The following is a 21,467-nucleotide window of genomic DNA, read 5'->3' as shown; positions in this document are numbered from 1 at the left end:
GGACGTTAGGCGCCGGGGACGGCCGCCGCGCACCGGGTCGTCACGGAGTCGCCGTCGGCGAGGAGGCGCGCGCCGAGCCGGGCCAGCACCCCGGTCAGCTCCGCGGCCGGCGGGTTGTGGTGCCCCAGGTGCACGGCGACGACGTCGGTGCCGGGGGTCACCGCCCCGACGTCCGTCAGCCGGTCCAACTGCGCCGGGAAGGTCGCCAGGTCCAGGTGCCCGGTCCCGTGGCCGGTCACCGTCCCGAACGTCTCCTCCAGGAGCACCAGGTCGTAGGCGGCGCCGCGGGTGGCCTCGAGCGTCGCCTCGGGGAGCGGGCCGGTGTCGGTGGCGTACAACAGCCGGGCGCCGTCGGGTCCGGTCACGTCGTAGAGCACGGCGGGCACCTCGTGGGCGGCGTGCAGCGCGCGCACGCGGTAGCCCGACCGCTCGAGAGCCGTGCCGGGGGCGACGGGGACCAGGTCCACCGGGTCGTCGGGGGCGAGCCACGGCCGCACCGCCTCCAGTGCCGGGGCGGGACCGGCGACGGCGAGCGGCTGGGACCGGCGGACCCACTGGCGGGCGAGCAGCGACAGGGGTGCGCAGTGGTCGGGGTGGTCGTGGGTGACCAGGACCGTGTGCACCCGGGCCAGGGACACCTCGACCGGTGGTGGTGCGGGGGAGAGGTCGAGCAGCAGCACGCCGTCCACCAGTGCCGACGTCGGACGGCGCAGCTCGCCGCGCAGGCGTGCGTCGGCGCACGACGGGCCCTCGCACCACGGGTTGGGCCAGCCGTCGGCGGCGCCCGTGCCCAGGAGGGTGACCCGCATCAGCGCCCCCGCGCAGGGGGGGGCCTGCGTCAGACGTTCGCGCCGAGCGGGACCTCGGGCTTGGGGAAGCGCCACCGGCGGATCATGGTCGACCGGCTGATGCCGTACCAGACCAGGCCCTTCATCTTGTGGTCCTCGTCGGGGAACCGGGCGGTGACGGCGCTCTTGATCTTCCGGCCGAGCACCACCGAGTCCACGATCAGCACCAGGAAGAAGCCGAACAGCACGAAGCTGGAGTACGTCTTCACGGCCAGGCTCGGCACGAACGTGCCGATCAGCGCCACGGCGGCGACGGCGAGGAACAAGCTGCCCACGTTGCGGCGGCTGTCGACGACGTCGCGCACGAGCTTGCGCACCGGGCCGCGGTCGCGGGCGGGCAGGTAGGCGTCGTCACCGCGGGCAGCACCCTGGCGGGTCTCCGCACGGCGGGCGGCCTGCTGCTCGCGCATCCGCCGGTAGGCCTCCTTGCGCGTGGTGGGCGGCGGCGGGGGAGGACCCTGCCGGCGGCCCTGGGCCTCGGCGCGCCTCGGGGTCGGGCGCCCCTTGCCGCCGGACTTCATGAGCTGCGCGGTGAGCTCACCGTCGTCGCCGGAGGTGGCGTCGGGCGTGGGGGTGCTGTCACGGCGGCCGGGCAGGCGGAGCTTCACGGCCCGGAAGTCTACGTGTGTGAGCAACGCTGCCCCGGAGGTCGAGCCCGGAGCCGTACAGTGGACGGCAGCAGGGGAAGAGCCACCGCCACGGCGGTGTTGGTCCGCTGCAGGAAGTGCCGCAGCGGGCACCTCGGATCTGGGAGGACACAACATGTCGGTGCAGGACACCACGACCGTCGACGGCGGGGCGCCCGGCGTCACCGGCGTCGTACTCAGCGACCCGGCGGCGGCGAAGGTCAAGGCGCTGCTGGACCAGGAGGGTCGCGACGACCTGCGGCTGCGCATCGCCGTCCAGCCGGGCGGCTGCTCGGGTCTGCGCTACCAGCTGTTCTTCGACGAGCGGTTCCTCGACGGCGACCAGACCTACGAGTTCGGTGGGGTCGAGGTCATCGTCGACCGCATGAGCGGGCCGTACCTCGGTGGCGCGACGATCGACTTCGTCGACTCCATCGAGAAGCAGGGCTTCACGATCGACAACCCCAACGCCGGCAGCTCGTGCGCCTGCGGGGACAGCTTCAGCTGAGGAAGGACCCCTCTGCCCCCCACCGCTCGCACGCTCGCGGCGGGGCCCTGTAGAGGGGCCGCCCGGTACGTCACGACGGCCCGGCTCCCGAGGGAGCCGGGCCGTCGTCGTCCTCAGAGCCGGACGGGGTAGACCGTCTCCGGGACCACCGGGGTGATCCGGCCCTCGACGAAGATGCCGTGCCAGATCATGAAGACCAGCAGCGTCCAGAGCTTGCGCGAGTAGTCCACCGGGGAGCCGGCCCGCTGGTTCTGCCGGTGCGCGGCGAGCATCGCCAGCACCTGAGAAGAGTCCAGCCACTCGTCGGTGCCGCTGTCCTCGATCACCTGGCGCGCCCAGTCGTGCAGGTCCTCGGCGAGCCAGTGGCGGGTGGGCACCGGGAAGCCGAGCTTGCGGCGGTTCAGCACGTGCGCGGGCACGATCTGCTCCAGCGCCCGGCGCAGCGCGTACTTCGTCGTCTCCTTGGTGACCCGCTGGTCGACCGGGATCGTGGAGGCGACCCTGAAGACCTCGGGATCGAGGAACGGGACCCGCAGCTCCAGCGAGTTCGCCATCGTCATCTTGTCCGCCTTGACCAGGATGTCGCCGCGCAGCCAGGTGAACAGGTCCACGTACTGCATGGCCGTGACGTCGTCGTAGCCCGCGGCGCGGGTGCGCTCGTAGAGCTCGCGGGTGACCGTGACGTGCGAGAGGTCGGGGTCGCGGCTGCGCAGGAAGCCCAGCTCGTCGTCGCGGAAGAGCCGGGCGTTGCCGTAGTAGCGCTGTTCCAGCGGGATCGCGCCCCGCCGCAGCAGGTCCTTGCCCCGCATGCCGTCGGGCAGCCTGGTCGACAGCGCCCCCAGCGCGCGGCGGATGCCTCCGGGCAGCTTCTCGAACGCCGCCAGGGAGAGCGGCTCGCGGTAGATGTTGTAGCCGCCGAAGAGCTCGTCGGCGCCCTCGCCGGAGAGCACCACCTTCACGTGCTTGCGGGCCTCGCGGGCGATGAAGTACAGCGGCACCAGCGCCGGGTCGGCCACCGGGTCGTCGAGGTACCAGACCACCAGCGGGATGGACTCGGCGAACTCCTGGGCGGTGACCACCTTGGTGATGTGCTCCACCCCGATCGCGGCGGCGGACTCGGCCGCGACGTCGATCTCGGAGAAGCCGTGACGCTCGAACCCGGTGGTGAAGGTCAGCAGCTTCGGGTTGTAGCGCTTCGCCAGCGCCGCGATCGCCGTGGAGTCGATGCCCCCGGAGAGGAACGACCCGACCGTGACGTCGGCGCGCATGTGCATGCGCACCGAGTCGTCGAGCACGTCGGCGATGCGGTCGTACAGCGCCTGCTGCTCGTCCTTCGCGACCGGCCGGATCGGGAACGTCGGGTGGAAGTAGCGCGTCGTCGTCAGCTCGCCGTCGACGACGGTGAAGCTGGTGCCGCTCTCGATGCGGCGGATGCCGCGGTGCAGCGTGGCGGGCTCGGGCACGTACTGCAGGGTCAGGTAGTGCTGCAGCGACGCGGCGTCGACGCCACCGGCCGCCCCGCTGCCGCCCAGCATCTCCAGCACGGCCTTCTTCTCCGAGCTGAAGACCAGCCCGCCGTCGGCCATGCGGGCGGTGAACAGCGGCTTGATGCCGAACGGGTCACGGGCCCCGAAGACCTTCTCCTCCTGGGTGTCCCAGATGAGGAAGGCGAACATGCCCCGCAGCCGGTGGACGACGTCCTCACCCCAGTGGTGGTAGCCGGCGACGATCGCCTCGGTGTCGCCCTCGGTGGCGAAGGTGGCGCCGGCCGCCTTCAGCTCCTCGCGGAGCTCGAGGTAGTTGTAGATCTCACCGTTGAAGACGATCCGGTAGCGGCCGTCGGCGTAGGGCATCGGCTGGTGGCTGTGCTCGATGTCGATGAACGACAGCCGGTTGAAGCCGAACACCGCCCGGCCGTCCCACCAGGCCTCGGTCTCGTCGGGCCCGCGGTGGCGCAGGCAGTGCTGCGCTCCCCGCACGGCGGCGACGGTGGTGTCGGTGACGCGCGCGGCGTCGGTGGAGAAGTAGGCGAGCAGGCCACACATCAGGCGCAGGTCCTCGGGGTGGGGGAGAAGCGGGCGGTGGAGGTCACACGCGCTCGCCGGCGCGCATCTTCCGCGTGACGTCGTGCTCGCCGACGAACGACAGGAAAGGGATGGTCCCGAGCACGAGGGCGATCACCGTGCCCTTGAGGGTCCACTTCGCCCGCAGTGCGAGGTCGACGGCGGAGAGGAAGAACAGGGCGTAGAGCCAGCCGTGGGCGGTGCCCAGCACGGTGACCATGGTCGGCATGTCCGCCCAGTACTTCAGCGGCATGGCGACGACGAAGAGCAGGACCAGCAGGACGCCGACGACGATGGCCATGACCCGGTACCGCTGGAGCGCTGCGGCGATGGCCTGCTCCGAGTCGCGGGCGGGCGTGGTGCGCTCAGCGGCCATTGCCGGCGCTCCGCTGGCCGAGCGCCCGCTCGTTGAGCTCGGCGAGGTAGGCGTTGTAGGCGGCCAGCTCCGGGTCGCCGGAGGTGTCGATGCGCGGCCGCTGGTAGAGGACGACGGCGTTGGTGGGCGCCCCCTCGTCGGGGTCGCGGCGCAGCTCGTCGCGCACCATGCGCAGGTAGAACCACAGCCCCATGAACCCGTAGAGGGGCCACTGCATCGCGTAGCTCCAGTTGACCGCCCCGCCGCCGGCCTCTGCCTTGCTGAGCTGCCAGTAGCCGAGGAAGAACGTCGCGACGAACAAGGCGGCCACGAGCAGGTGCAGGAGCACCCACTTCGGGGTCAGCAGCCGGGTGTACACGCCCTCGACTCTAACCGTCGCGCCGCGGCGGCCGGACGGGCTCGGGGGCAGCACGGAGGGGGAGTGCGCCGGAGCCCGGCGCCGATCCGCCGCGGGACCGCCGGCGCCCGGACGTGCGAGGCTGCCCGGGTCCCCGCGACCCGCCGGTGGCCATCTCCGGTGGTCGGCACCGGAGGCGGGTCGGCTAGTCTCGGCCCACACTGTGATCGGCGTGGATCGACTCCGCCGAAGACCGGTGGAGGACCCGCTGGAAGGACCGCCCGGGACCGGGCGGAGGACGAGGAGGCAGCGAGCAGTGGCTCGAGGCAGCAGGCTCGCGCGGCTGGCCGCGCTCGGTCTCCTGGGGGTGCTGACCCTCACCGGATGCGAGATGCCCAACAACGAGTTCTGGCGGTTCGGCTGGCCCGAGGGGATCACCGAAGAGGCCACCGAGATGCGTGAGCTGTGGACGGGGTCGGTCATCGCCGCCCTGATCGTCGGCTTCATCGTCTGGGGCCTGATCGGCTACGCGGTGCTGCGGTACCGGAAGCGGGGCGACGAGCTCCCTCGCCAGACGGCGTACAACCTGCCGCTGGAGATCGTCCTCACGGTCATCCCGTTCATCATCATCGCCGGCCTGTTCTTCTTCACCGTGGTGACGCAGAACCGCGTGATGGAGCGCAGCGAGAACCCGGACGAGACGATCGCGGTCAACGCGTTCAAGTGGAACTGGGAGTTCGTCTACCCCGACACGCAGGGCGAGGACGGCAACCCGGTGAGCACGGTCGGCACCAGCACGCAGATCCCGATCCTCGTGCTCCCGACCGACCGCACCATCCGCTTCGAGCTCGCCTCCGCCGACGTCATCCACTCGTTCTGGGTCCCGGAGTTCCTCTTCAAGCTCGACGTCATCCCGGGCAACGAGAACGGCCGGGACAACGTCTTCGAGGTGACCGTCCGCGAGGAGGGTGCCTACGTCGGCCGCTGCGCCGAGCTGTGCGGCACCTACCACGCGTACATGAACTTCGAGGTCCGCTCGGTGTCGCCCGAGGACTACGACGCCTACCTGGAGGCGCGCGAGTCCGGCCTGGACACCTACGAGGCGCTGGAATCCATCGGTCAGCCCGGCGACGCCGGCACGACCACCCCGCTGGACCTGGCACAGACCAAGACCGTCGACCAGCAGCAGTCCGCCGGTGACTGACGTGTCGGTTCCCCGCACCCGAAAGACGCACGAGGAGGCACGGCCGTGAAGGTCGAGGCGCTGATCTTCAACCTGATCACGGTGTTCTGCATCGTGGCAGCGATCGTCTACGGCCTCTGGAGCCGTGAGCCCATCGGCACGACGGCGCTGGCTCTCTCCGGTGGTCTGACCGGCCTCATCGGTGGGTTCTTCTGGTTCGTGTCGCGGCGCATCGACGCCCGACCCGAGGACCGCAAGGACGCCGACATCGCCGAGGGTGCCGGGGAGCTCGGCTTCTTCCCGCCGGCCAGCTACTGGCCCTTCGGGCTGGCGCTGTCCGCCGCGCTGATGGGTCTGGCCCTGGCGTTCTTCTACTTCTGGCTCATGCTCATCGCCGGGGCCGCGCTCCTGATCACCGTGGGCGGGCTGCTCTTCGAGTTCTACGTGGGGCAGAACGCCGTCCAGAGCTGAACCGCACGCACCGACCACCGGGCCCCTTCCGCCACCCGCGGGAGGGGCCCGTCGTCGTCTGCGGCTGGATCCGCCGGGCGTTGTCACGAGACCCCCGTGGCGCGGGATTCGCGCCACGGGGTCAGGCCCCCAGCAGGCAGGCCGCGGAGGGCCCTGAGGGCCCGTGTGCGGGCACCGAAGAACGGGCCGGCTGTGGGGGGAGGCCGCAGAGGCCGGGCAGGGGCGTCGACCCTCGGATCACGCAGGCGGTGGCACGTCGGCCTGGCCTGGCCCGGGGGATGCCAGGGCACGTGCCCCAGGAGCTGGCCGGCCCGCCAGGCGGCGTGGACCCCCGCCGCGAGGCGGCGTGGGCCCCTGGTCGACGTCGCCGATCGACCCGCGCACGGCCGCCCTCCTCTTCCTCTCCTGAGGCGGCCGGGGCGGCCGTCTGCCTCGCCCGCGCGCCCCGACGGAAGGGCCGCCCAAGCCGATCCGGGCGGTCACGGAGCGGGCGTGCCGATCCCCCGAGCGGCTCAGCACGGGTGCGATGTGCACGGGCGAGTGCCACGGCGTGTCCGGCGCTCCGGCGAAGCAGAAGGGCCCCGGTGGATGTCCACCGGGGCCCATCTGCACTACGGGTGATCAGTCGCGCGTGTCCTGCGGGCGGCCACCGTCGGAGGGACGGCCACCGTCGGAGGGACGACCCGAGCTGGTGAGCTCACGCGAGCCCTCGGCGGCCGAGAGCCCACGGCCCTCACCCTGCTGCTCGAGCTCGACCGCGGACGGCTGCTCGATCGGGGTGAAGAAGCCCCGGATGGCCCGGCGGGCACCACCCACCTGGTTCATCTTCTTGGGCACCGGAGCGCCGCCGTAGGCGAGCTGGCCGTGGCCGTGCTCGTCGACCGGGCCCAGCGGCTGGTGCACCTCGATGAACTCGCCGCTCGGCAGCCGGCGGATGATGCCGGTCTCGATGCCGTGCTCGAGGACCTCGCGATCGTGCTGCTGCAGGCCGAGGCAGATGCGGTAGGTGATCACGTAGACGATCGGCGGGAGCACGATCACGCCGATCCGGCCGACCCAGGTCATCGCGTTCAGGCTGATGTCGAACTTGTCCGCGATGACGTCGTTGCCGCCGGCCACCATCAGCCAGAAGTAGAACGTCAGCGCCATCATGCCGAGCGAGGTGCGCACGGGGACGTCACGCGGGCGCTGCAGCAGGTGGTGCGAGGCGGTGTCGCCGGTGAGCTTGCGCTCGATCATCGGGTACAGCGCGAGCACCGTGAACATCGCACCGGCCACCACGACCGTGGGCCAGAACAGCGCCGGGATCGTGTAGTCGCCGGGGAGGTTGATGTCCCAGGCGGGGAAGATGCGGGTCGACCCGTCGAGGAAGCCGATGTACCAGTCCGGCTGCGAGGCCGCGGAGACCTGCGCCGGGTTGTACGGACCCCAGAGCCAGATCGGGTTGATCTGGACCAGGCCGGCCAGGCCGGCGATGACGCCGAACACGACCAGCAGCAGCCCGGTGGCCTTCCCGGCGAACGTCGGGAAGAGGCGGTTGCCGACCACGTTGTGCTCGGTGCGACCGGGACCGGGGAACTGGGTGTGCTTCTGCTTGACCAGGATCAGCAGGTGCACCGCGATGAGCGCCAGCAGGATCGCCGGGAAGATCAGCACGTGGGCGATGTAGAACCGCCCGATGATCTCCGTGCCGACGAAGTCGCCGTTGAAGACCGCGAAGTGCGCCCACGTCCCGATCACCGGGATGGAGAGCAGGATCGCGCTGATGATGCGGAGCCCGGTGCCCGAGAGCAGGTCGTCGGGGAGGGTGTAGCCGGTGACGCCCATGAGCAGCGACAGCACCAGCATCACGACACCGATGAGCCAGTTGCTCTCCCGCGGACGCCGGAAGGCGCCGGTGAAGAAGATGCGCACCAGGTGCACGACGATCGCGGCGACGAACAACAGTGCCGCCCAGTGGTGCATCTGGCGCATGAAGAGGCCGCCGCGCACGTCGAACGACAGGTCCAGCGCCGAGGCGTAGGCCGCCGACATCTCGGTGCCCCGCAGGGGGTCGTACTCGCCTTCGTACTCGACCTCGACCATCGACGCGTCGAAGAAGAAGGTCAGGTACGTGCCCGAGAGCAGGGCGATGAGGAAGGCGTAGAGCGCGATCTCCCCGAGGAGGAACGACCAGTGGTCGGGGAAGACCTTGTTGAGCGTGCGCCGGACGGGGCCGGCGACGATGAGCCGGTCGTCGAACTCCGTCGCGGCCTTGCCGAGCCGTGACGTCGGCGCACCCGGCGTCGTGGCGGTAGCTGCCATCAGATGCGCTCCCGGTTCCAGTACGTGGGGCCTGTGGCCTCAGGGTAGTCGCTGCGCGCCACGAAGTAGCCCTCGTCGTCGACAGTGATGGGCAGCTGCGGCAGCGAGCGGGTGGCCGGACCGAAGACCGGCTTCGCGCCCTGGGTCACGTCGAACTGCGACTGGTGGCACGGGCAGAGGATGCGGCTCGTCTCCTGCTCGTACAGCGACACCGGGCAACCGGCGTGCGTGCAGATCTTGGAGTACGCCACGTAGTCGCCGTAGCCGTAGTCCTCCTGCCCCGGCTTGGGGCGGTCGGCGGCGAGCTGCTCCGGGCGCAGGCGGATGAGCATCGTCGCCGCGTCGGGCTGCAGGTTGCCCCCGGCCACGGCCGGGAACACCGTCTCCAGGGACCCGGGCTCCTGGTCGCCGGGACGGATCGGGCTGCCGTCGTCGCGGACGAGACGGACGCCCTCGGCCCAGTTGGTGCGCCCCAACGGGTTACCGGTGTTGGGGTTCTTGATCAGACCGCCGAGCGGGGCGATCAGCATGAGGCCCACGCCGGCGCCCATGAAGCCGAGGGAGCGGGTGATCAGCTTGCGCCGGGCCAGGCCGCTGTTGTGCAGGCCACCCACCAGGGTCGCCCCGGTGGTGACGCGGTCGAAGTGTGACCCGTCGTGCTTGTCCTGCACCGCGGTCTCGTGCGGCAGCAGCTTCTTCGTGTAGAGCACGAGCCCGACACCGGCCAGCGTGAGGGACAGACCCATGAAGAGACCGAGGAGCGGGTTGAACATCGCACTCCAGGTCGTCCCCTCGCGGGCCCAGTTCCACTCCGGCAGGAACCAGCCGGAGCCGGCGTAGACGACCAGGAAGAGGAACGCGGACAGACCGGCTGCGGCGAAGGTCCAGCCGACCTGGCGGACGGCACGCTTCTCCAGCCGCGACCCCGGCTCCGGGCCCGGGTCGACGTGGAGGATCTCGACGCCGTCGTAGCGGGCGCCCAGGATGTCGAGCTCCTCGCGGCTCATGGCCGCGAGCTGCTCAGGGGTGTAGTCCTCGTCCGGGCCGCCGTGCAGCGGTCCCGGGGTGTCCGCACCGCCGGTGGAACCGGGGTGCGAGTCGCGCGTGCTCACGCTTCCTCCTCGCCGGCGATCGGGAACAGCGATCGCACGGCAGCCGTGGTGACCTGGGAGCGGGACAGCTCGCTCACGCCTTGCTCCCCATCCAGAAGATGCCGAACATCAGCACGCCGACACCGACGACCCAGATGACCAGGCCCTCGGCGACCGGACCGATGCGGCCGACGCCCGCGCCGCCCGGGTCCGCCTGCTGCTGGATCGTCTGGATGTAGTTGATGATGGAGCGCTTCTCCTCGGGGGTCAGCTGGTTGTCGCCGAAGACCGGCATGTTCTCCGGCCCGGACAGCATCGCCGTGTAGATCTCGAGGTCGTTGGAGTCCGCGAGGCTGGGGGCCGCCTTGCCGGAGGACAGGGCGCCGCCCTCGCCGACGAAGTTGTGGCACGAGGCGCAGTTCAGGCGGAACAGCTCGCCACCCTGGGCGAGGTCGCCGTCGCGCAGGTTGCCCGAGGGCAGCGTGGGGCCGCCACCGTTGGCCTGGATGTAGGCCATCAGCTGGTCGATCTCCTGGTCGGAGAACACGGCCGGCTTGTCGGGGGCGTCTGCCTCCTGGCGCACGAGCGGCATGCGGCCGGTGTGCACCTGGAAGTAGACGGCTGCCTCGCCGACGCCGATCAGCGAGGGCCCACGGTTGGGCTCGCCCTCGAGGTTGGAGCCGTGGCAGGTGATGCAGCTGTTCTCGTACAGCTCCCGCCCGGCGGCCTCGGCGGCGGACTCCGTCGTGGTGTCGTCGGCCGCCTGCGCCGGTGCGAAGACCGAGTACAGGGCGCCGGTCAGCACCAGGGAGGCCATGAGGCCGGCGACGTTGGCGACGCGGCGGCGCTGCTTGGAGCGGCGGCGCGCGCGGGCCCGGTCACCCGGGGTCCCGGCGTCGGCGGGCAGGGCGTCGGAGTGCGGGTTCGTGGTGGACACCGGTTCCCTAGCGGATCAGGTAGATCGTGGCGAAGAGCCCGACCCACACGACGTCGACGAAGTGCCAGTAGTAGGAGACCACGATGGCCGAGGTCGCCTGTGCCGGCGTGAAACGGCCCATCGTCGATCTGATGAGCACGTAGACGAAGGCTACGAGCCCGCCGATCACGTGCAGCGCGTGGAAGCCGGTCGTGATGTAGAAGACCGAGCCGTACGTCGATGACGAGATCGTCGTGCCGTGGTCCACGACCAGGACCCGGTACTCGTTCGCCTGGGCCAGCACGAAGACCAGGCCCATCACGAAGGTGATGGTGAACCAGCGCCGGAGGCCGAAGACGTTGCCGTTCTCCGCCGCGAAGACACCGAACTGGCAGGTCACCGAGGAGAGCACCAGGATGACCGTGAAGACGGTGGCGTAGGGCAGGTTCAGCTCGGTCGGCTCCGGCGGCCACCCATCGGTGGCCCGGGCTCGCGCTGTGAAATACATGGCGAACAGGCCGGCGAAGAACATCAGCTCGCTGGAGAGCCAGATGATCGTGCCGACGCTGACCATGTTCGGTCGGGTCAGGGAGTGCACCCGCGAAGGGTCGAAGGTGCTGCTCGCCACGGGAGCCGTTGTCACGAGGCTCATCATGGCATCGGCGGGCCCTCGTCACGACCGCGGGTGGTGACGGCGTGGCGCCGATGTGATCAGCTCGATACCGACTCGCAGGTGTTGGCCTGCGAAGAAGCGCCCGGGCACTAGTCTCGGCCGCGTGAGCGCTGCCGAGACGTCCACCGCACCGGCCACCGTGCTGCTCTACAGCCACCGCCCGGAGGTGCGCGACGCCGTCCGCACCGCGGTCGGCCGGCGACCCGCCGCGGACGTGGGTCCGCTCACCTGGGTGGAGTGCGCCACGGCCGACGAGGTCGTGTCCGCGGTCGACGCCGGGGGCGTCGACCTCTGCATCCTCGACGGCGAGGCGCAGCCGACCGGTGGGATGGCGCTGACCCGCCAGCTCGAGGTCGAGGTCGCCGACCGCCCGGCCGTCTGCCTCCTGATCGCCCGCCAGCCCGACCGCTGGCTGGCGCACTGGTCACGGGCCGAGGCCACGCTGCCCTTCCCGGTCGACCCGCTCGTCGCCCCGAAGGTCGTCGCCGACCTGCTGCGCGACCACGTCCGGCGTCCGGTCGTGCGCCCATGACGCCGGTGGCCGCCACCTCCACCGGTGCGCCCACCTGGCCCGTGGTGCTCAACCGCCTGCTGGCCCGGGAGGACCTGGGCGGCGACGACGCCCGCTGGGCGATGCGCGAGGTCATGACCGGGGAGGCGACTCCCGTCCAGGTGGCGGCCTTCGCCGTCGCGCTGCGCGCCAAGGGCGAGTCGGCCGCGGAGGTGGCCGGGCTGGCCGCGGAGATGCTCGAGCAGGCGACGCCGGTCCGGCTGGCCATGGACTGCGTCGACATCGTCGGCACCGGCGGCGACGGCGCCCACACCGTGAACATCTCCACGATGGCCTCGGTGGTCACGGCCGCCGCCGGTGTGCCCGTGGCCAAGCACGGGGGCCGGGCGGCGTCGTCGTCCTCCGGTGCCGCCGACGTGCTCGAGGCGCTGGGCGTCGTCATCGACCTGCCGGCCGACGGCGTGGCGCACTGCGTCACGGAGGCGGGGATCGGCTTCTTCTTCGCGCCCGTGTTCCACCCGGGCATGCGTCATGCCGGGCCCGCGCGACGGGAGATGCGCATCGCGACGGTGTTCAACTTCCTGGGACCGCTCACCAACCCGGCACGCCCGGTGGCTGCCGCGATCGGCTGCGCCGACGCACGGATGGCCCCGGTGATGGCCGAGGTGCTCGCCGGCCGGGGCATGCGGGCCCTGGTGTTCCGCGGTGACGACGGGCTCGACGAGCTGACCACCGCGACCACCTCGTCGGTGTGGGTCGTCCGCGACGGCGAGGTGGAGCCCGACCGGGTGGACCCCTCGGCGCTGGGCCTCGAGGTCCCCGGGCCCGATGCGCTGCGCGGGGGTGACGCGCGGGCCAACGCCGACGTCTTCCGCCGGCTGGTCGACGGCGGGCGGGGGCCGGTGCGCGATGCCGTGCTGCTGAACGCAGCCGCTGCGCTGGCGGCGTTCGACCCGCGCCCGTCGCGGCTGCACGACGCGCTCGGGGCGGGGCTGCAGCGCGCCGCGGCGGCGATCGACGACGGGCGGGCGGCGGCGCTGCTCGACCGGTGGATCGCGGTCAGCCGTGAGGTGTCCGCGACGCAGGGGTGAAGGCCGCGCCGTTCAGTCGGTGCTGTCGAAACCGATCGAGAACGCCGCCTCGAGGTCGTGCCGGGAGTAGGCGCGGAAGGCGATGTGCGTGTCGGTGTCGACCACCCCCGGCACCTTGTTGATGCGTCCGGCGATCACCTGGGCGACCTGCTCGAACTCCCGGACGCGGACGATGGCGATCAGATCGGCCTCGCCGGCGACGGAGTAGACCTCGCTGACCCCGTCGAGCTCGGCGACGGCCTGCGCCACCTCGGCGATCGAGTCGGTCGCGGCGTCGATCATCACGATGGCGGTGATCACGCCGGCGATGCTATCCGTTCCGGCCGGGCGCGCGTGCCCAGCGAGCGGGAGTCGGCGAAGGGATCCTGACCGGTGCGGCCGGCCTCCACCTGGCTGAGGAACCCGCTGAAGGCGCCGGTGCCAGGTGCGGGGCTGGCCAGTGTCCCCGTCAGCTGGACCAACCGGGTGCCGGGCTTCTCCAGCCACCGCAGCACGAGCTCGGTCTCGTCGACCGACGTGGTCGGGGTGCCGTCGGTGTTCGGCAGCATCTCGGCGGTCGCCAGCAGCGTGCCCAGCACGCTCCGGACCGTCGTCCCGCGCGGTGTGCAGCCGGCGGAGACGAGCCGGCCGAACCGCACCACCGACAGCTCCCACCCGCCGTCGCCGTCGGGACGGGCGAGGACGAGCTCGGGGACCGCGGCCAGGGATTCCAGCCGCTGCCGGCGTCGGAGGGCGCGGACCAGCACGGCGACCCGGTCGCGCAGCACGGCCGCGTCCTCGTAGCGCTCCTCGGCCGCCAGGTGCTCGACCCGTGCGAGCAGCGGGGCCACCAGCGGACGGGGGTCGTGGGTGACGGCGGCGGCGAAGACGGCCGCGACGTCCGCGTACTCGACGACGCTCTGCGCGCCGGTGCAGGGCGCGCCGCACCGACCCATCCCGGCCAGCACGCAGGCGCTGGTCGGCGTGCGCGGGGACAGACGGGCGGTGCACTGCCGCAGCGGGAGGGACTCGTGGACGGCGGCGACCGCGGCGTCGGCGGCACGGCGGTCGGGGAAGGGACCGAGGAACACCCCCGCGTCGGGTCGGACCCGCCGCACCACCGACAGCCGCGGGAAGGGTTCCTCCGTGAGCCGGACCCACAGGGCTCGCTCGGGGAAGCGGGAGCGGCGGTTGTACCTCGGCTTGTGCTCGGCGATCAGCCGCAGCTCGCGCACCGCCGCCTCGAGCGCGTGCGCGCACGGGATCGTGTCGATCCGCTGGGCGAGCGCCACCATCTCGGTGATCCGGCTGCGCTGCTCGCTGGAGGAGAAGTAGCTGCGCACCCGGCTGCGGAGGTCGGTGGAGGTGCCGACGTACAGCGGTTCCTCGCGCGGGCCGCGGAAGAGGTACACGCCCGGTCCGTGCGGGACGTCGTCGGCGAGGTGGCGCTTGCGGCGGCGCTCGGGGTCGATCTGGCGGGTCAGCCCCGTCAGCTCCTCCAGCGTCGTGACGCCCAGCGGGCCCAGCCGCTCGAACAGGCCGTGCAGCACGTCGACGGTGGCGCGGGCGTCGTCCAGCGCCCGGTGGGTGGGGGAGGTGGTGGCCGAGAAGAAGGGCGCGAGCGTGCCCAGCTTGCAGTTGGGCACCTCGTCACGGCTGAGCAGCCGCCGGGCGAGCACTGCGGTGTCGACCGAGGCCGCGGCCGGCCAGGCGATGCCCGAACCGGCGCAGGCCGCCTTGAGGAAGCCCAAGTCGAAGGGGGCGTTGTGCGCGACCAGCACCGCGCCGCGGGCGAACTCGAGGAAGGCCGGCAGCACCGAGCCGATCCGCGGCGCGGCGGCCACCATCGACGAGGTGATGCCGGTCAGCACGCTGATGTACGGGGGGATCTCGTGGCCGGGGTCGACCAGGGTCTGGAACTCGCCGAGCACCTGACCGCCCCGCACCTTCACGGCGCCGATCTCGGTGATGGCGCAGTCCTTGGGCGAGCCGCCGGTCGTCTCCAGGTCGACCACGACGAAGGTGACCTGCGACAGCGGCGTCCCCACCTCCTCGATGGAGACCTGGTGGTAGCGGGGAGGGGCGGGAGCGGGTGGCACGGGGCGGACGGTAGGTGGGGGTGCTGACACTCCCGGGGACGCGCGCCGGGTGCGGCATCCCCCTGTCAGGCGGTTTCGCCGGCCCGAGGACAGGCCGCACCTGGCACTCCGAACGCCGGCAGGACACCATTCCTGCTGGTGGCGGCCGCGAACCGGGCGGTCGGCCCCGACCGGTGAAGGTGGTCCGATGCCCGCGCGTTCCCCGTGGCGCTCCTCCGTTCCGGCGGCATGCCGGGCCGGCGCGGTCGCCCTGGCCGCGCTGGTGCTGGCCCTCGCGCCGTCCTCGTCCGTGGGAGCCGCGCCCAGCGACCAGCCGGGCGGTACGTCCGGGGTGCTGGACAGCCGGGCCCTGGACCGCCTGCAGCAACGGGCCGCCGAGGTGCAGGAGGACCTCCGCGCCCAGCAGGAGGACGTCGTCGCGGCACGCGAGGCGCAGGCCGAGGCCCGCCGCGCGGTCGAGGAGGCCCAGGCGCTCCTCGCGGACGCGCAGGGGGAGCTGGCGGTCCACCAGCGGCAGGTCGCCACCTACGCCGCGGCCGTGTACCGCGACCGCGGCGCGCTGACCCCGCTGACGCTGATGCTCACCGGCAGCGACCCGGGTGACGTGCTGGCGGGCCTCGGGTTCCTCGAGGCGGTCGACGCGCACGCCGCGGAGATCATCTCCGTCGCCGAGACCTTCCGCCGCGCGGCGCTGGACGAGGCGGCGCGGGCCCGGGCGGCCCTGGACGAGGCCTCGGCCCGTGCCGCGGAGGTGGACGCGCGGGTCGCCGAGCTGGAGTCGGCGGCCGACGCGGTCACCGCGGAACTGGACGAGGCGCTCGCGGTCGTGGACGGCCAGCTGGCCGCCCTGCAGCGGGAGCAGGTGGCGGTCAACGAGCGGACGGCCGCGAACTGGCGGGCCTACGTGGACCAGCTGCGCGCCGCGGGCATCGCGGTCCCGCCGGCCGCCGACCTGCGCGCTCCGCAGCTCACGCTGCCCGACCGGCTGGTGCCGGTGGGGTCCGCGGCCGGCGGTGCGCAGCCGGGGGCGGCGCAGCTGCCGGGGCAGCCCAGCTCGCTGCTGGTGCTGCCGGCGGAGACGGTGGCCGCGGTGACCGCGGCCATGGACGCCCTCGGCAAGCCCTACGCCCCCGGGACGGCCGGCCCCGACGCGTGGGACTGCGCGACGCTCGTGCAGTCGGTGTACGGGCGGTCCGGCATCCCTCTCCCGGGCACGCAGGGGGAGCTGTTCGCCGTCACCAGCCCCGTCGACCCTGCCGACGTCCTCCCGGGTGACCTGGTGTTCCTCGGCGCCGGGGAGTCGGGCCTCGGGCACGTGGGGATCGCGCTGGACCCGGGCACGATGCTGGCGGCAGACGGGCGGGCCGGTGCGGTGGTCGTGCGGAAGCTGCCGGGCGACCAGGTGCTGGGCATCGGCCGGCCGAGCCTCCCGCAGCGGCCGGCCGTGGACGTCCCCGGGCCGGCCGGCGGAGCGCTGCGCACGGAGTGCGGCAACACCGTCTACCCGGCCAGCTACGACGGTGCCCGCGCCTGGGGCGGCTACCCGAACGGGCTGATCCCGCCGAGCGCGATGTGCCCGCTGGGGATCGGCGGGCACGCGCTGCGCTGCGACGCGGCGGCCGCCTACCGGGCCATGTCCGCGGCCTACGCCGCCCAGTTCGGCGCGCCCCTGTGCATCACCGACTCCTACCGGACCTACGCCAGCCAGGTGCGGCTCTTCGGGGAGAAGCCGTCGCTGGCCGCCGTGCCCGGCACCAGCGACCACGGCTGGGGGCTCGCCGTGGACCTGTGCGGCGGGATCCAGACCTTCGGCACGCCGCAGTACGCCTGGATGGTGGCCAACGCGGGCCGGTTCGGCTTCCTCCACCCGACGTGGGCCGACCCGGGGAACGGCCGCGAGGAGCCGTGGCACTGGGAGTACGCGGGCACCTGAGCCCGCAGCGCCGGATGCGGTCGGTGCGGAATTGTCGGTGGGGGCTCCTAGCGTGCGCAGCGACTCACGGAGGAGAGAACCGATGCTCATCGACTGCGACACCTGCACCGTCCGGGGGACCGGCTGCGCCGACTGCGTCGTCACCGTCCTGCTGGGAGCCCCACCCGGGTGGCAGGGGGTGGACCCCGTGGTGGTGCCGATGACCGCTCGTGCCCGACCCGGCGACGGAGCGACGGCCGAGGACGCCGTCGTGCCGCCCGCCGGCGTCGTGGTGGAGTTCGACGACGTGGAACGACGGGCGGTGCGCGCGCTGGCCGAGGGCGGTCTCGTCCCGCCGCTGCGGCACCGGGACGGCGCGGCGGACCGGGGCGGCGACGGCTCGCGAGGCCGGCGGATCGGCTGACCCGCCCGGCCGCGACCGCCTACACCTCGGGGCGCCTGGCGCGGCGCAGGCGCGCCGGTCCGGGCGGGATGTTCGTCACACCCGTATCAGAGCCCTCCATTTGTCACGGCTTCGTCACGGTCGTATGGTCGTCGCCGTTCGGTCGGGTGGTCGTCATCCGCAGAGGGATGACCTCGACCGGGCACCGCCTAATCACCACACGGCGCGCAGCACCGGCGCCCGAGGTGAGCCGGGGACCCACCGCAGTTCTGGGGTGAGTTCCCCCGCGGCCGGCTCGCCGGCCCGGGGGATAGGGCCAGTCTTCCCAGCCCGAACCCGTCAGCTAACTCGGTAGGCGGTCGTAGCGGAAGAAACGGAGAGCCGCCGCACGTGGCGACCCCTCACGCACCACTGACGCATGACCCCGCACAGCTCCAGACCGGTCGTCAGGCCGGCACCCGTGCCCGCCGCTTCGGCCCGCTGCGCTCCGCACTCCTCGTCGGTGCCGCCGCCGCGCTGACCCTGACCGTCCTCCCCGGTACCGCGTCGGCCGTCCCCGGCGACGTGGGCACCGCCGACCAGGCCGCCGCCAAGGTCGCCGCGGCCGGCCACCAGCTGGAGGTCGTCACCGAGGAGCTCAACGAGGCGAAGGTCGTCCTCGAGGGCCACCGGAACGCCGTCCGCGAGGCGATCGAGGCCGCGGAGGCCGCCGAGGGGCGCCTCGAGTCCCTGGACGGGCAGATCCGCCGGCTGGCGCGCAGCGCCTACACCGGCAGCGGCGTCTCCTCCTTCGACGTGCTGCTGACCAGTGGGTCCGCCGGCGAGATGGTCGACCAGCTCGGCACCCTCGATGCCATCGCCGGCCACACGAACGAGGTGCTCGCCGAGGTCTCGCTGGCCGCTGAGGAGGCGGAAGCCTCCCGCGAGGCCGCGAACGAGGCCACCGCCGAGGCGCAGCGCGCGGTCGACGAGATCGCCGCGCAGCAGCGGGAGCTCGAGACGAAGATCGCCGACTACCAGCGCCAGTACGACGCGCTGAGCGCGCCGCAGCAGGAGGTCGTGCAGCGGGCCCACGGCGGTGGCGAGGCCCAGCCGGTGCCGAGCGGCGTCGTCGCTCCGAGCAGCGCGGCGCAGGTGGCGGTCGACACGGCGCTGGCCCAGGTCGGTGACCCGTACGTCTGGGGCGCCGGTGGCCCGGACGCCTTCGACTGCTCGGGTCTGACCTCCTACGCCTACGCGGCGGCCGGGGTGAGCCTGCCGCACTCGAGCAAGAGCCAGGCGCAGACGGGGCAGACCGTGGCCGCGAGCCAGCTCCAGCCCGGGGACCTGCTCTTCTTCTACGAGCCGACCAGTCACGTCGCCATGTACATCGGCAACGGCCAGATGGTCCACGCGTCGACCTCCGGCCAGCCGGTGAAGGTGGCCAGCTTCAACGCGATGAAGGGCGACTTCACGCACGCCAAGCGCATCGTCGGCTGACAACCGGTCGGTCGCTCGAGGGCCGGTGATCCCTCCGGGGTTCGCCGGCCCTCGCCGTCGGGTGGGGCGCCCTCCAGCACTGCGGCCCCGTCCAGAGGCTCGCCGCGAGCTTGCGAGCGGGGAGGGGGACGGGGTCCTCTTACTAGGATCGGCCGGGTGCAGCGGGGCGGGCGGACGGGTGCGCGCACCGCGCTGGCGGTGGCGCTGGTCCTCGGGGCCGCCGCCCTGCTCGTCGTCGTCCTCCGGACCCCGTGGGACGTCCTGCCCGTGCCTCCGGGCGGTCGCACGGCGCCGGACCCGACCGCGGGGCTGGACGCCGCCCAGGTGGCGCGCGCCGAGGCGTTCGCCGACGCGCTGCGACCGGCATCGCTGGTCTCGATCTCGCTCGGGCTGGTCGTCTCCGCGCTGCTCGGGCTGACCCCGCTCGGCGCCCGGCTCGTCCGGGCCGCGGCGGCCCCGGTGCGTGGGCGGTGGCCCGGCGAGGTGCTGCTCGGCGTGCCGGCGCTGCTGCTCGTCGGCCGGCTCGTCACGCTGCCCGTGGCGGCCTACGCCGAGACGGTCCGGCACCGCTACGGCCTCTCGACCCGGGGATGGGGGCTCTGGCTGCGCGACGTCGCCGTGTCCCTGGCGATCAGCGCGGCGCTCACGACGCTGGTGGTGCTGCTCTTCCTGTGGGTGGTCCGCCGGGCCCCGCGCACCTGGTGGGCCTGGTCGGGGTTCGCGGCCGCGGTGCTGGTCGTCGTGGGCTCCTTCCTCTACCCGGTGGTGATCGAGCCGGCGTTCAACCGGTTCGAGCCGCTGCCGGCCGGAGAGCTGCGCACCGACCTGCTGGCGCTCGCCGAGGAGAACGGCACCCCGGTCCAGGACGTGCTGGTCTCCGACGCCTCCCGCCGGACGACGGCCCTGAACGCCTACGTGTCGGGGTTCGGCTCGACCCGGCGGGTGGTCGTCTACGACACGCTCCTGGACCGGCTGCCCGACGAGGAGATCGAGTCGATCGTGGCCCACGAGCTCGGCCACGTCGCCAACGACGACGTCCTGACCGGCACGCTGATGGGCGCCCTGGGGGCCGGGGCGGCGACCGCGCTGCTCGGCTGGCTCCTGTCGTGGGCGCCGCTGCTGCGCCGGGCGGGGGCGGATGCGCCCGGGGACCCGCGGGTCGTGCCGCTGCTGCTGTTCCTCGTCAGCGCCGGTGGGCTGCTGGGCACCCCGGTGCAGAACCTGGTCTCGCGCCAGATCGAGGCACGGGCCGACGTGCACGCCCTCGACCTCACCCGGGACCCGGACGCGTTCATCGCCATGCAGCGCCGGCTGTCCACGACGAACCTCGGTGACCCCGACCCGCCGGCCGCCTGGCAGTGGTACTTCGGCAGCCATCCCACGGCGGCCCAGCGGATCGCCCTGGCCGAGGACTGGCGACGCCTGGAGGGTCCGTGAGCCGGACACTCGTCGTCACCAACGACTTCCCGCCACGGCAGGGCGGCATCCAGACCTTCGTCGCCGCGCTGCTGGAGCGCCGGCCCGCGGACTCCCTGGTGGTGCTCGCCTCCGACTCGCCGGGCTCGGCGGAGCACGACGCCGCGCTGCCCTACCCGGTGGTGCGGCGGCCCACGGGCATGCTGCTGCCCACCCGCGCGACCGCCCGCGCCGCGGTCGACCTCGTCGACCGCTTCGGCTGCGACACGGTCTTCTTCGGGGCGGCGGCCCCGCTGGGGCTGCTCGCCCCCGGTCTCCGGCAGGCCGGGGTGCGGCACCTGGTCGGCGCCACGCACGGGCACGAGACCGGCTGGGTGGCACTGCCGGGCAGCCGGCAGCTGATGCAGCGGATCGCGTCGGGTCTCGACGTGGTCACCTACATCAGCGAGTACACCCGCGACCGGCTCGCGCCCGCCCTGGCCGGCCGCACCCGGCTCGCCCAGCTGTCACCCGGCGTGGACGTCGACCGGTTCACCCCGGACGTCGACGGGGCCGAGGTGCGCCGCCGGTGGGGCCTCGGGGACGCGCCCGTCGTGGTCTGCGTCTCCCGGTTGGTGGCGCGCAAGGGCCAGGACGTCCTCGTGGCCGCCTGGCCGAGGATCCTCGCCCGCCACCCGGGGGCCCGGCTGCTGCTGGTCGGTGGCGGACCGGCGGAGGCGTCGCTGCGCCGGGCCGTCGCCGCGGCCGGCCTGCAGGGTTCCGTCGTCCTGACCGGGCCGGTGGGCCACGACGAACTGCCTCGGCACTACGCGGCCGGGGACGTCTTCGCGATGCCGTGCCGCACCCGCCGCGGAGGGCTGGACGTCGAGGGGCTCGGCATGGTGTTCCTGGAGGCCGCGGCCGGCGGCCGGCCGGTGGTCGCCGGCACGTCCGGTGGGGCGCCCGAAGCGGTGCGCGACGGCGTCACGGGCCACGTCGTCGACCCGCGGTCGCCCGCAGCCGTGGCCGCGGCGCTGGACGGCCTGCTGGCCGACCCGGTACGGGCCCGGGCCATGGGTACCGCGGGCCGCAGGTGGGTGGAGCAGCGCTGGTCGTGGTCGACGATCGCCGCCGGTTTCGCCGACCTGCTCGAGGGTCACTGAGCCCCGTCCCGCGGGTGCGGGACGGGGCTCGGTGCCCCC

General features: G+C 73.0%; 21 protein-coding genes and 1 riboswitch. Of the genes, 10 read left to right on the top strand and 11 right to left on the bottom strand.

What is annotated here, in order from left to right; all coding sequences use genetic code 11:
- Nucleotides 1–5: 5 nt before the first annotated feature.
- Together C5507_RS04575 and C5507_RS04570 are read right to left on the bottom strand one after the other, a co-directional pair.
- Nucleotides 6–809 carry an MBL fold metallo-hydrolase gene (locus C5507_RS04575; RefSeq protein ID WP_104527354.1) on the bottom strand — a complete coding sequence of 268 codons (804 nt, stop codon included), beginning with the start codon at nt 807–809 and terminating at the stop codon, nt 6–8.
- A gap of 29 nt (nt 810–838) precedes the next feature.
- Nucleotides 839–1,456 carry a DUF3043 domain-containing protein gene (locus C5507_RS04570; protein WP_104527353.1) on the bottom strand — a complete coding sequence of 206 codons (618 nt, stop codon included), beginning with the start codon at nt 1,454–1,456 and terminating at the stop codon, nt 839–841.
- 154 nt (nt 1,457–1,610) lie between these two features.
- Here C5507_RS04570 and C5507_RS04565 point away from each other — a divergent pair, with 154 nt between their 5' ends.
- Nucleotides 1,611–1,982 carry a HesB/IscA family protein gene (locus C5507_RS04565; RefSeq protein ID WP_104527352.1) on the top strand — a complete coding sequence of 124 codons (372 nt, stop codon included), beginning with the start codon at nt 1,611–1,613 and terminating at the stop codon, nt 1,980–1,982.
- Between the two features lie 113 nt (nt 1,983–2,095).
- Here C5507_RS04565 and asnB read toward each other — a convergent pair whose 3' ends face one another.
- Genes asnB through C5507_RS04545 form a run of 3 tightly spaced genes read right to left on the bottom strand, consistent with a single transcriptional unit; the run spans nt 2,096 to nt 4,779 of the window.
- Nucleotides 2,096–4,027 (bottom strand): asparagine synthase (glutamine-hydrolyzing), encoded by a 1,932-nt coding sequence (gene asnB / locus C5507_RS04555; protein WP_104527351.1) that lies wholly within the window; start codon nt 4,025–4,027, stop codon nt 2,096–2,098.
- Nucleotides 4,028–4,070: 43 nt separating this feature from the next.
- Nucleotides 4,071–4,421 (bottom strand): DUF3817 domain-containing protein, encoded by a 351-nt coding sequence (locus C5507_RS04550; protein ID WP_104527350.1) that lies wholly within the window; start codon nt 4,419–4,421, stop codon nt 4,071–4,073.
- Nucleotides 4,411–4,779, bottom strand: coding sequence for a metalloprotease (locus tag C5507_RS04545; protein ID WP_104527349.1), 369 nt, complete (start codon nt 4,777–4,779; stop codon nt 4,411–4,413). The genes C5507_RS04550 and C5507_RS04545 overlap by 11 nt, the downstream gene beginning before the upstream one ends.
- 295 nt (nt 4,780–5,074) lie before the next feature.
- Between C5507_RS04545 and ctaC the strand changes: the two genes are divergently transcribed.
- Both ctaC and C5507_RS04535 read left to right on the top strand, forming a co-directional pair.
- On the top strand, nt 5,075–5,962 hold the full coding sequence (ctaC, locus tag C5507_RS04540; RefSeq protein WP_104527348.1) for an aa3-type cytochrome oxidase subunit II: 888 nt from the start codon (nt 5,075–5,077) through the stop codon (nt 5,960–5,962).
- A gap of 45 nt (nt 5,963–6,007) precedes the next feature.
- Nucleotides 6,008–6,412 (top strand): cytochrome c oxidase subunit 4, encoded by a 405-nt coding sequence (locus tag C5507_RS04535; protein ID WP_104527347.1) that lies wholly within the window; start codon nt 6,008–6,010, stop codon nt 6,410–6,412.
- A 621-nt stretch (nt 6,413–7,033) separates the two neighbouring features.
- Here C5507_RS04535 and qcrB read toward each other — a convergent pair.
- The 4 genes from qcrB to ctaE all read right to left on the bottom strand — a co-directional run bounded on the left by qcrB (nt 7,034) and on the right by ctaE (nt 11,375).
- Nucleotides 7,034–8,716, bottom strand: a complete 1,683-nt coding sequence (gene qcrB, locus C5507_RS04530) for a cytochrome bc1 complex cytochrome b subunit (protein ID WP_104527346.1) — start codon at nt 8,714–8,716, stop codon at nt 7,034–7,036.
- Entirely contained in the window at nt 8,716–9,828 is a 1,113-nt protein-coding gene (gene qcrA / locus C5507_RS04525; protein WP_104527345.1) for a cytochrome bc1 complex Rieske iron-sulfur subunit, read from the bottom strand. Before qcrA ends, qcrB begins: the two co-directional genes overlap by 1 nt.
- A gap of 73 nt (nt 9,829–9,901) precedes the next feature.
- Nucleotides 9,902–10,744 (bottom strand): cytochrome bc1 complex diheme cytochrome c subunit, encoded by an 843-nt coding sequence (gene qcrC, locus C5507_RS04520; RefSeq protein WP_207225673.1) that lies wholly within the window; start codon nt 10,742–10,744, stop codon nt 9,902–9,904.
- A gap of 7 nt (nt 10,745–10,751) precedes the next feature.
- Nucleotides 10,752–11,375, bottom strand: coding sequence for an aa3-type cytochrome oxidase subunit III (gene ctaE, locus C5507_RS04515; RefSeq protein WP_165400425.1), 624 nt, complete (start codon nt 11,373–11,375; stop codon nt 10,752–10,754).
- A 124-nt stretch (nt 11,376–11,499) separates the two neighbouring features.
- Here ctaE and C5507_RS04510 point away from each other — a divergent pair, with 124 nt between their 5' ends.
- Nucleotides 11,500–11,928 (top strand): hypothetical protein, encoded by a 429-nt coding sequence (locus tag C5507_RS04510; protein ID WP_104527343.1) that lies wholly within the window; start codon nt 11,500–11,502, stop codon nt 11,926–11,928.
- Nucleotides 11,925–12,998, top strand: coding sequence for an anthranilate phosphoribosyltransferase (gene trpD / locus C5507_RS04505; protein ID WP_104527342.1), 1,074 nt, complete (start codon nt 11,925–11,927; stop codon nt 12,996–12,998). Before C5507_RS04510 ends, trpD begins: the two co-directional genes overlap by 4 nt.
- Nucleotides 12,999–13,010: 12 nt before the next feature.
- On the opposite strand, the gene C5507_RS04500 is transcribed toward trpD, so the two are convergent.
- Both C5507_RS04500 and C5507_RS04495 read right to left on the bottom strand, forming a co-directional pair.
- Complete coding sequence (locus C5507_RS04500) at nt 13,011–13,298, bottom strand: Lrp/AsnC family transcriptional regulator (protein ID WP_104527341.1); 288 nt, start codon at nt 13,296–13,298, stop codon at nt 13,011–13,013.
- The gene (locus tag C5507_RS04495; RefSeq protein ID WP_104527340.1) at nt 13,295–15,076 is read right to left on the bottom strand and encodes a DEDD exonuclease domain-containing protein; all 1,782 of its coding nucleotides are present in this window, start codon (nt 15,074–15,076) and stop codon (nt 13,295–13,297) included. Before C5507_RS04495 ends, C5507_RS04500 begins: the two co-directional genes overlap by 4 nt.
- Nucleotides 15,077–15,263: 187 nt before the next feature.
- Between C5507_RS04495 and C5507_RS04490 the strand changes: the two genes are divergently transcribed.
- From C5507_RS04490 to C5507_RS04470, 5 genes are all read left to right on the top strand, one after another.
- The gene (locus C5507_RS04490) at nt 15,264–17,009 is read left to right on the top strand and encodes a M15 family metallopeptidase (protein ID WP_104527339.1); all 1,746 of its coding nucleotides are present in this window, start codon (nt 15,264–15,266) and stop codon (nt 17,007–17,009) included.
- 82 nt (nt 17,010–17,091) lie between these two features.
- The gene (locus C5507_RS04485; protein WP_104527338.1) at nt 17,092–17,412 is read left to right on the top strand and encodes a hypothetical protein; all 321 of its coding nucleotides are present in this window, start codon (nt 17,092–17,094) and stop codon (nt 17,410–17,412) included.
- Between the two features lie 175 nt (nt 17,413–17,587).
- Nucleotides 17,588–17,764, top strand: a riboswitch (cyclic di-AMP (ydaO/yuaA leader).
- A 17-nt stretch (nt 17,765–17,781) separates the two neighbouring features.
- Nucleotides 17,782–18,870: a C40 family peptidase gene (locus tag C5507_RS04480; RefSeq protein WP_104527337.1), complete on the top strand. Its 1,089-nt coding sequence runs from the start codon at nt 17,782–17,784 to the stop codon at nt 18,868–18,870.
- Nucleotides 18,871–19,026: 156 nt separating this feature from the next.
- A complete protein-coding gene (locus tag C5507_RS04475) occupies nt 19,027–20,307 on the top strand; it encodes a M48 family metallopeptidase (protein WP_104527336.1) in 1,281 nt (426 codons plus the stop codon).
- Nucleotides 20,304–21,428, top strand: a complete 1,125-nt coding sequence (locus C5507_RS04470) for a glycosyltransferase family 4 protein (protein ID WP_104527335.1) — start codon at nt 20,304–20,306, stop codon at nt 21,426–21,428. The genes C5507_RS04475 and C5507_RS04470 overlap by 4 nt, the downstream gene beginning before the upstream one ends.
- The last annotated feature ends 39 nt before the right edge of the window (nt 21,429–21,467 follow it).

Origin of the sequence: Blastococcus saxobsidens (assembly GCF_002938435.1) — a bacterium.
GTDB lineage: Bacteria > Actinomycetota > Actinomycetes > Mycobacteriales > Geodermatophilaceae > Blastococcus > Blastococcus saxobsidens.
Note: the sequence above shows the minus strand (reverse complement) of the source record. Positions and strands in the feature narration are given on the sequence as shown.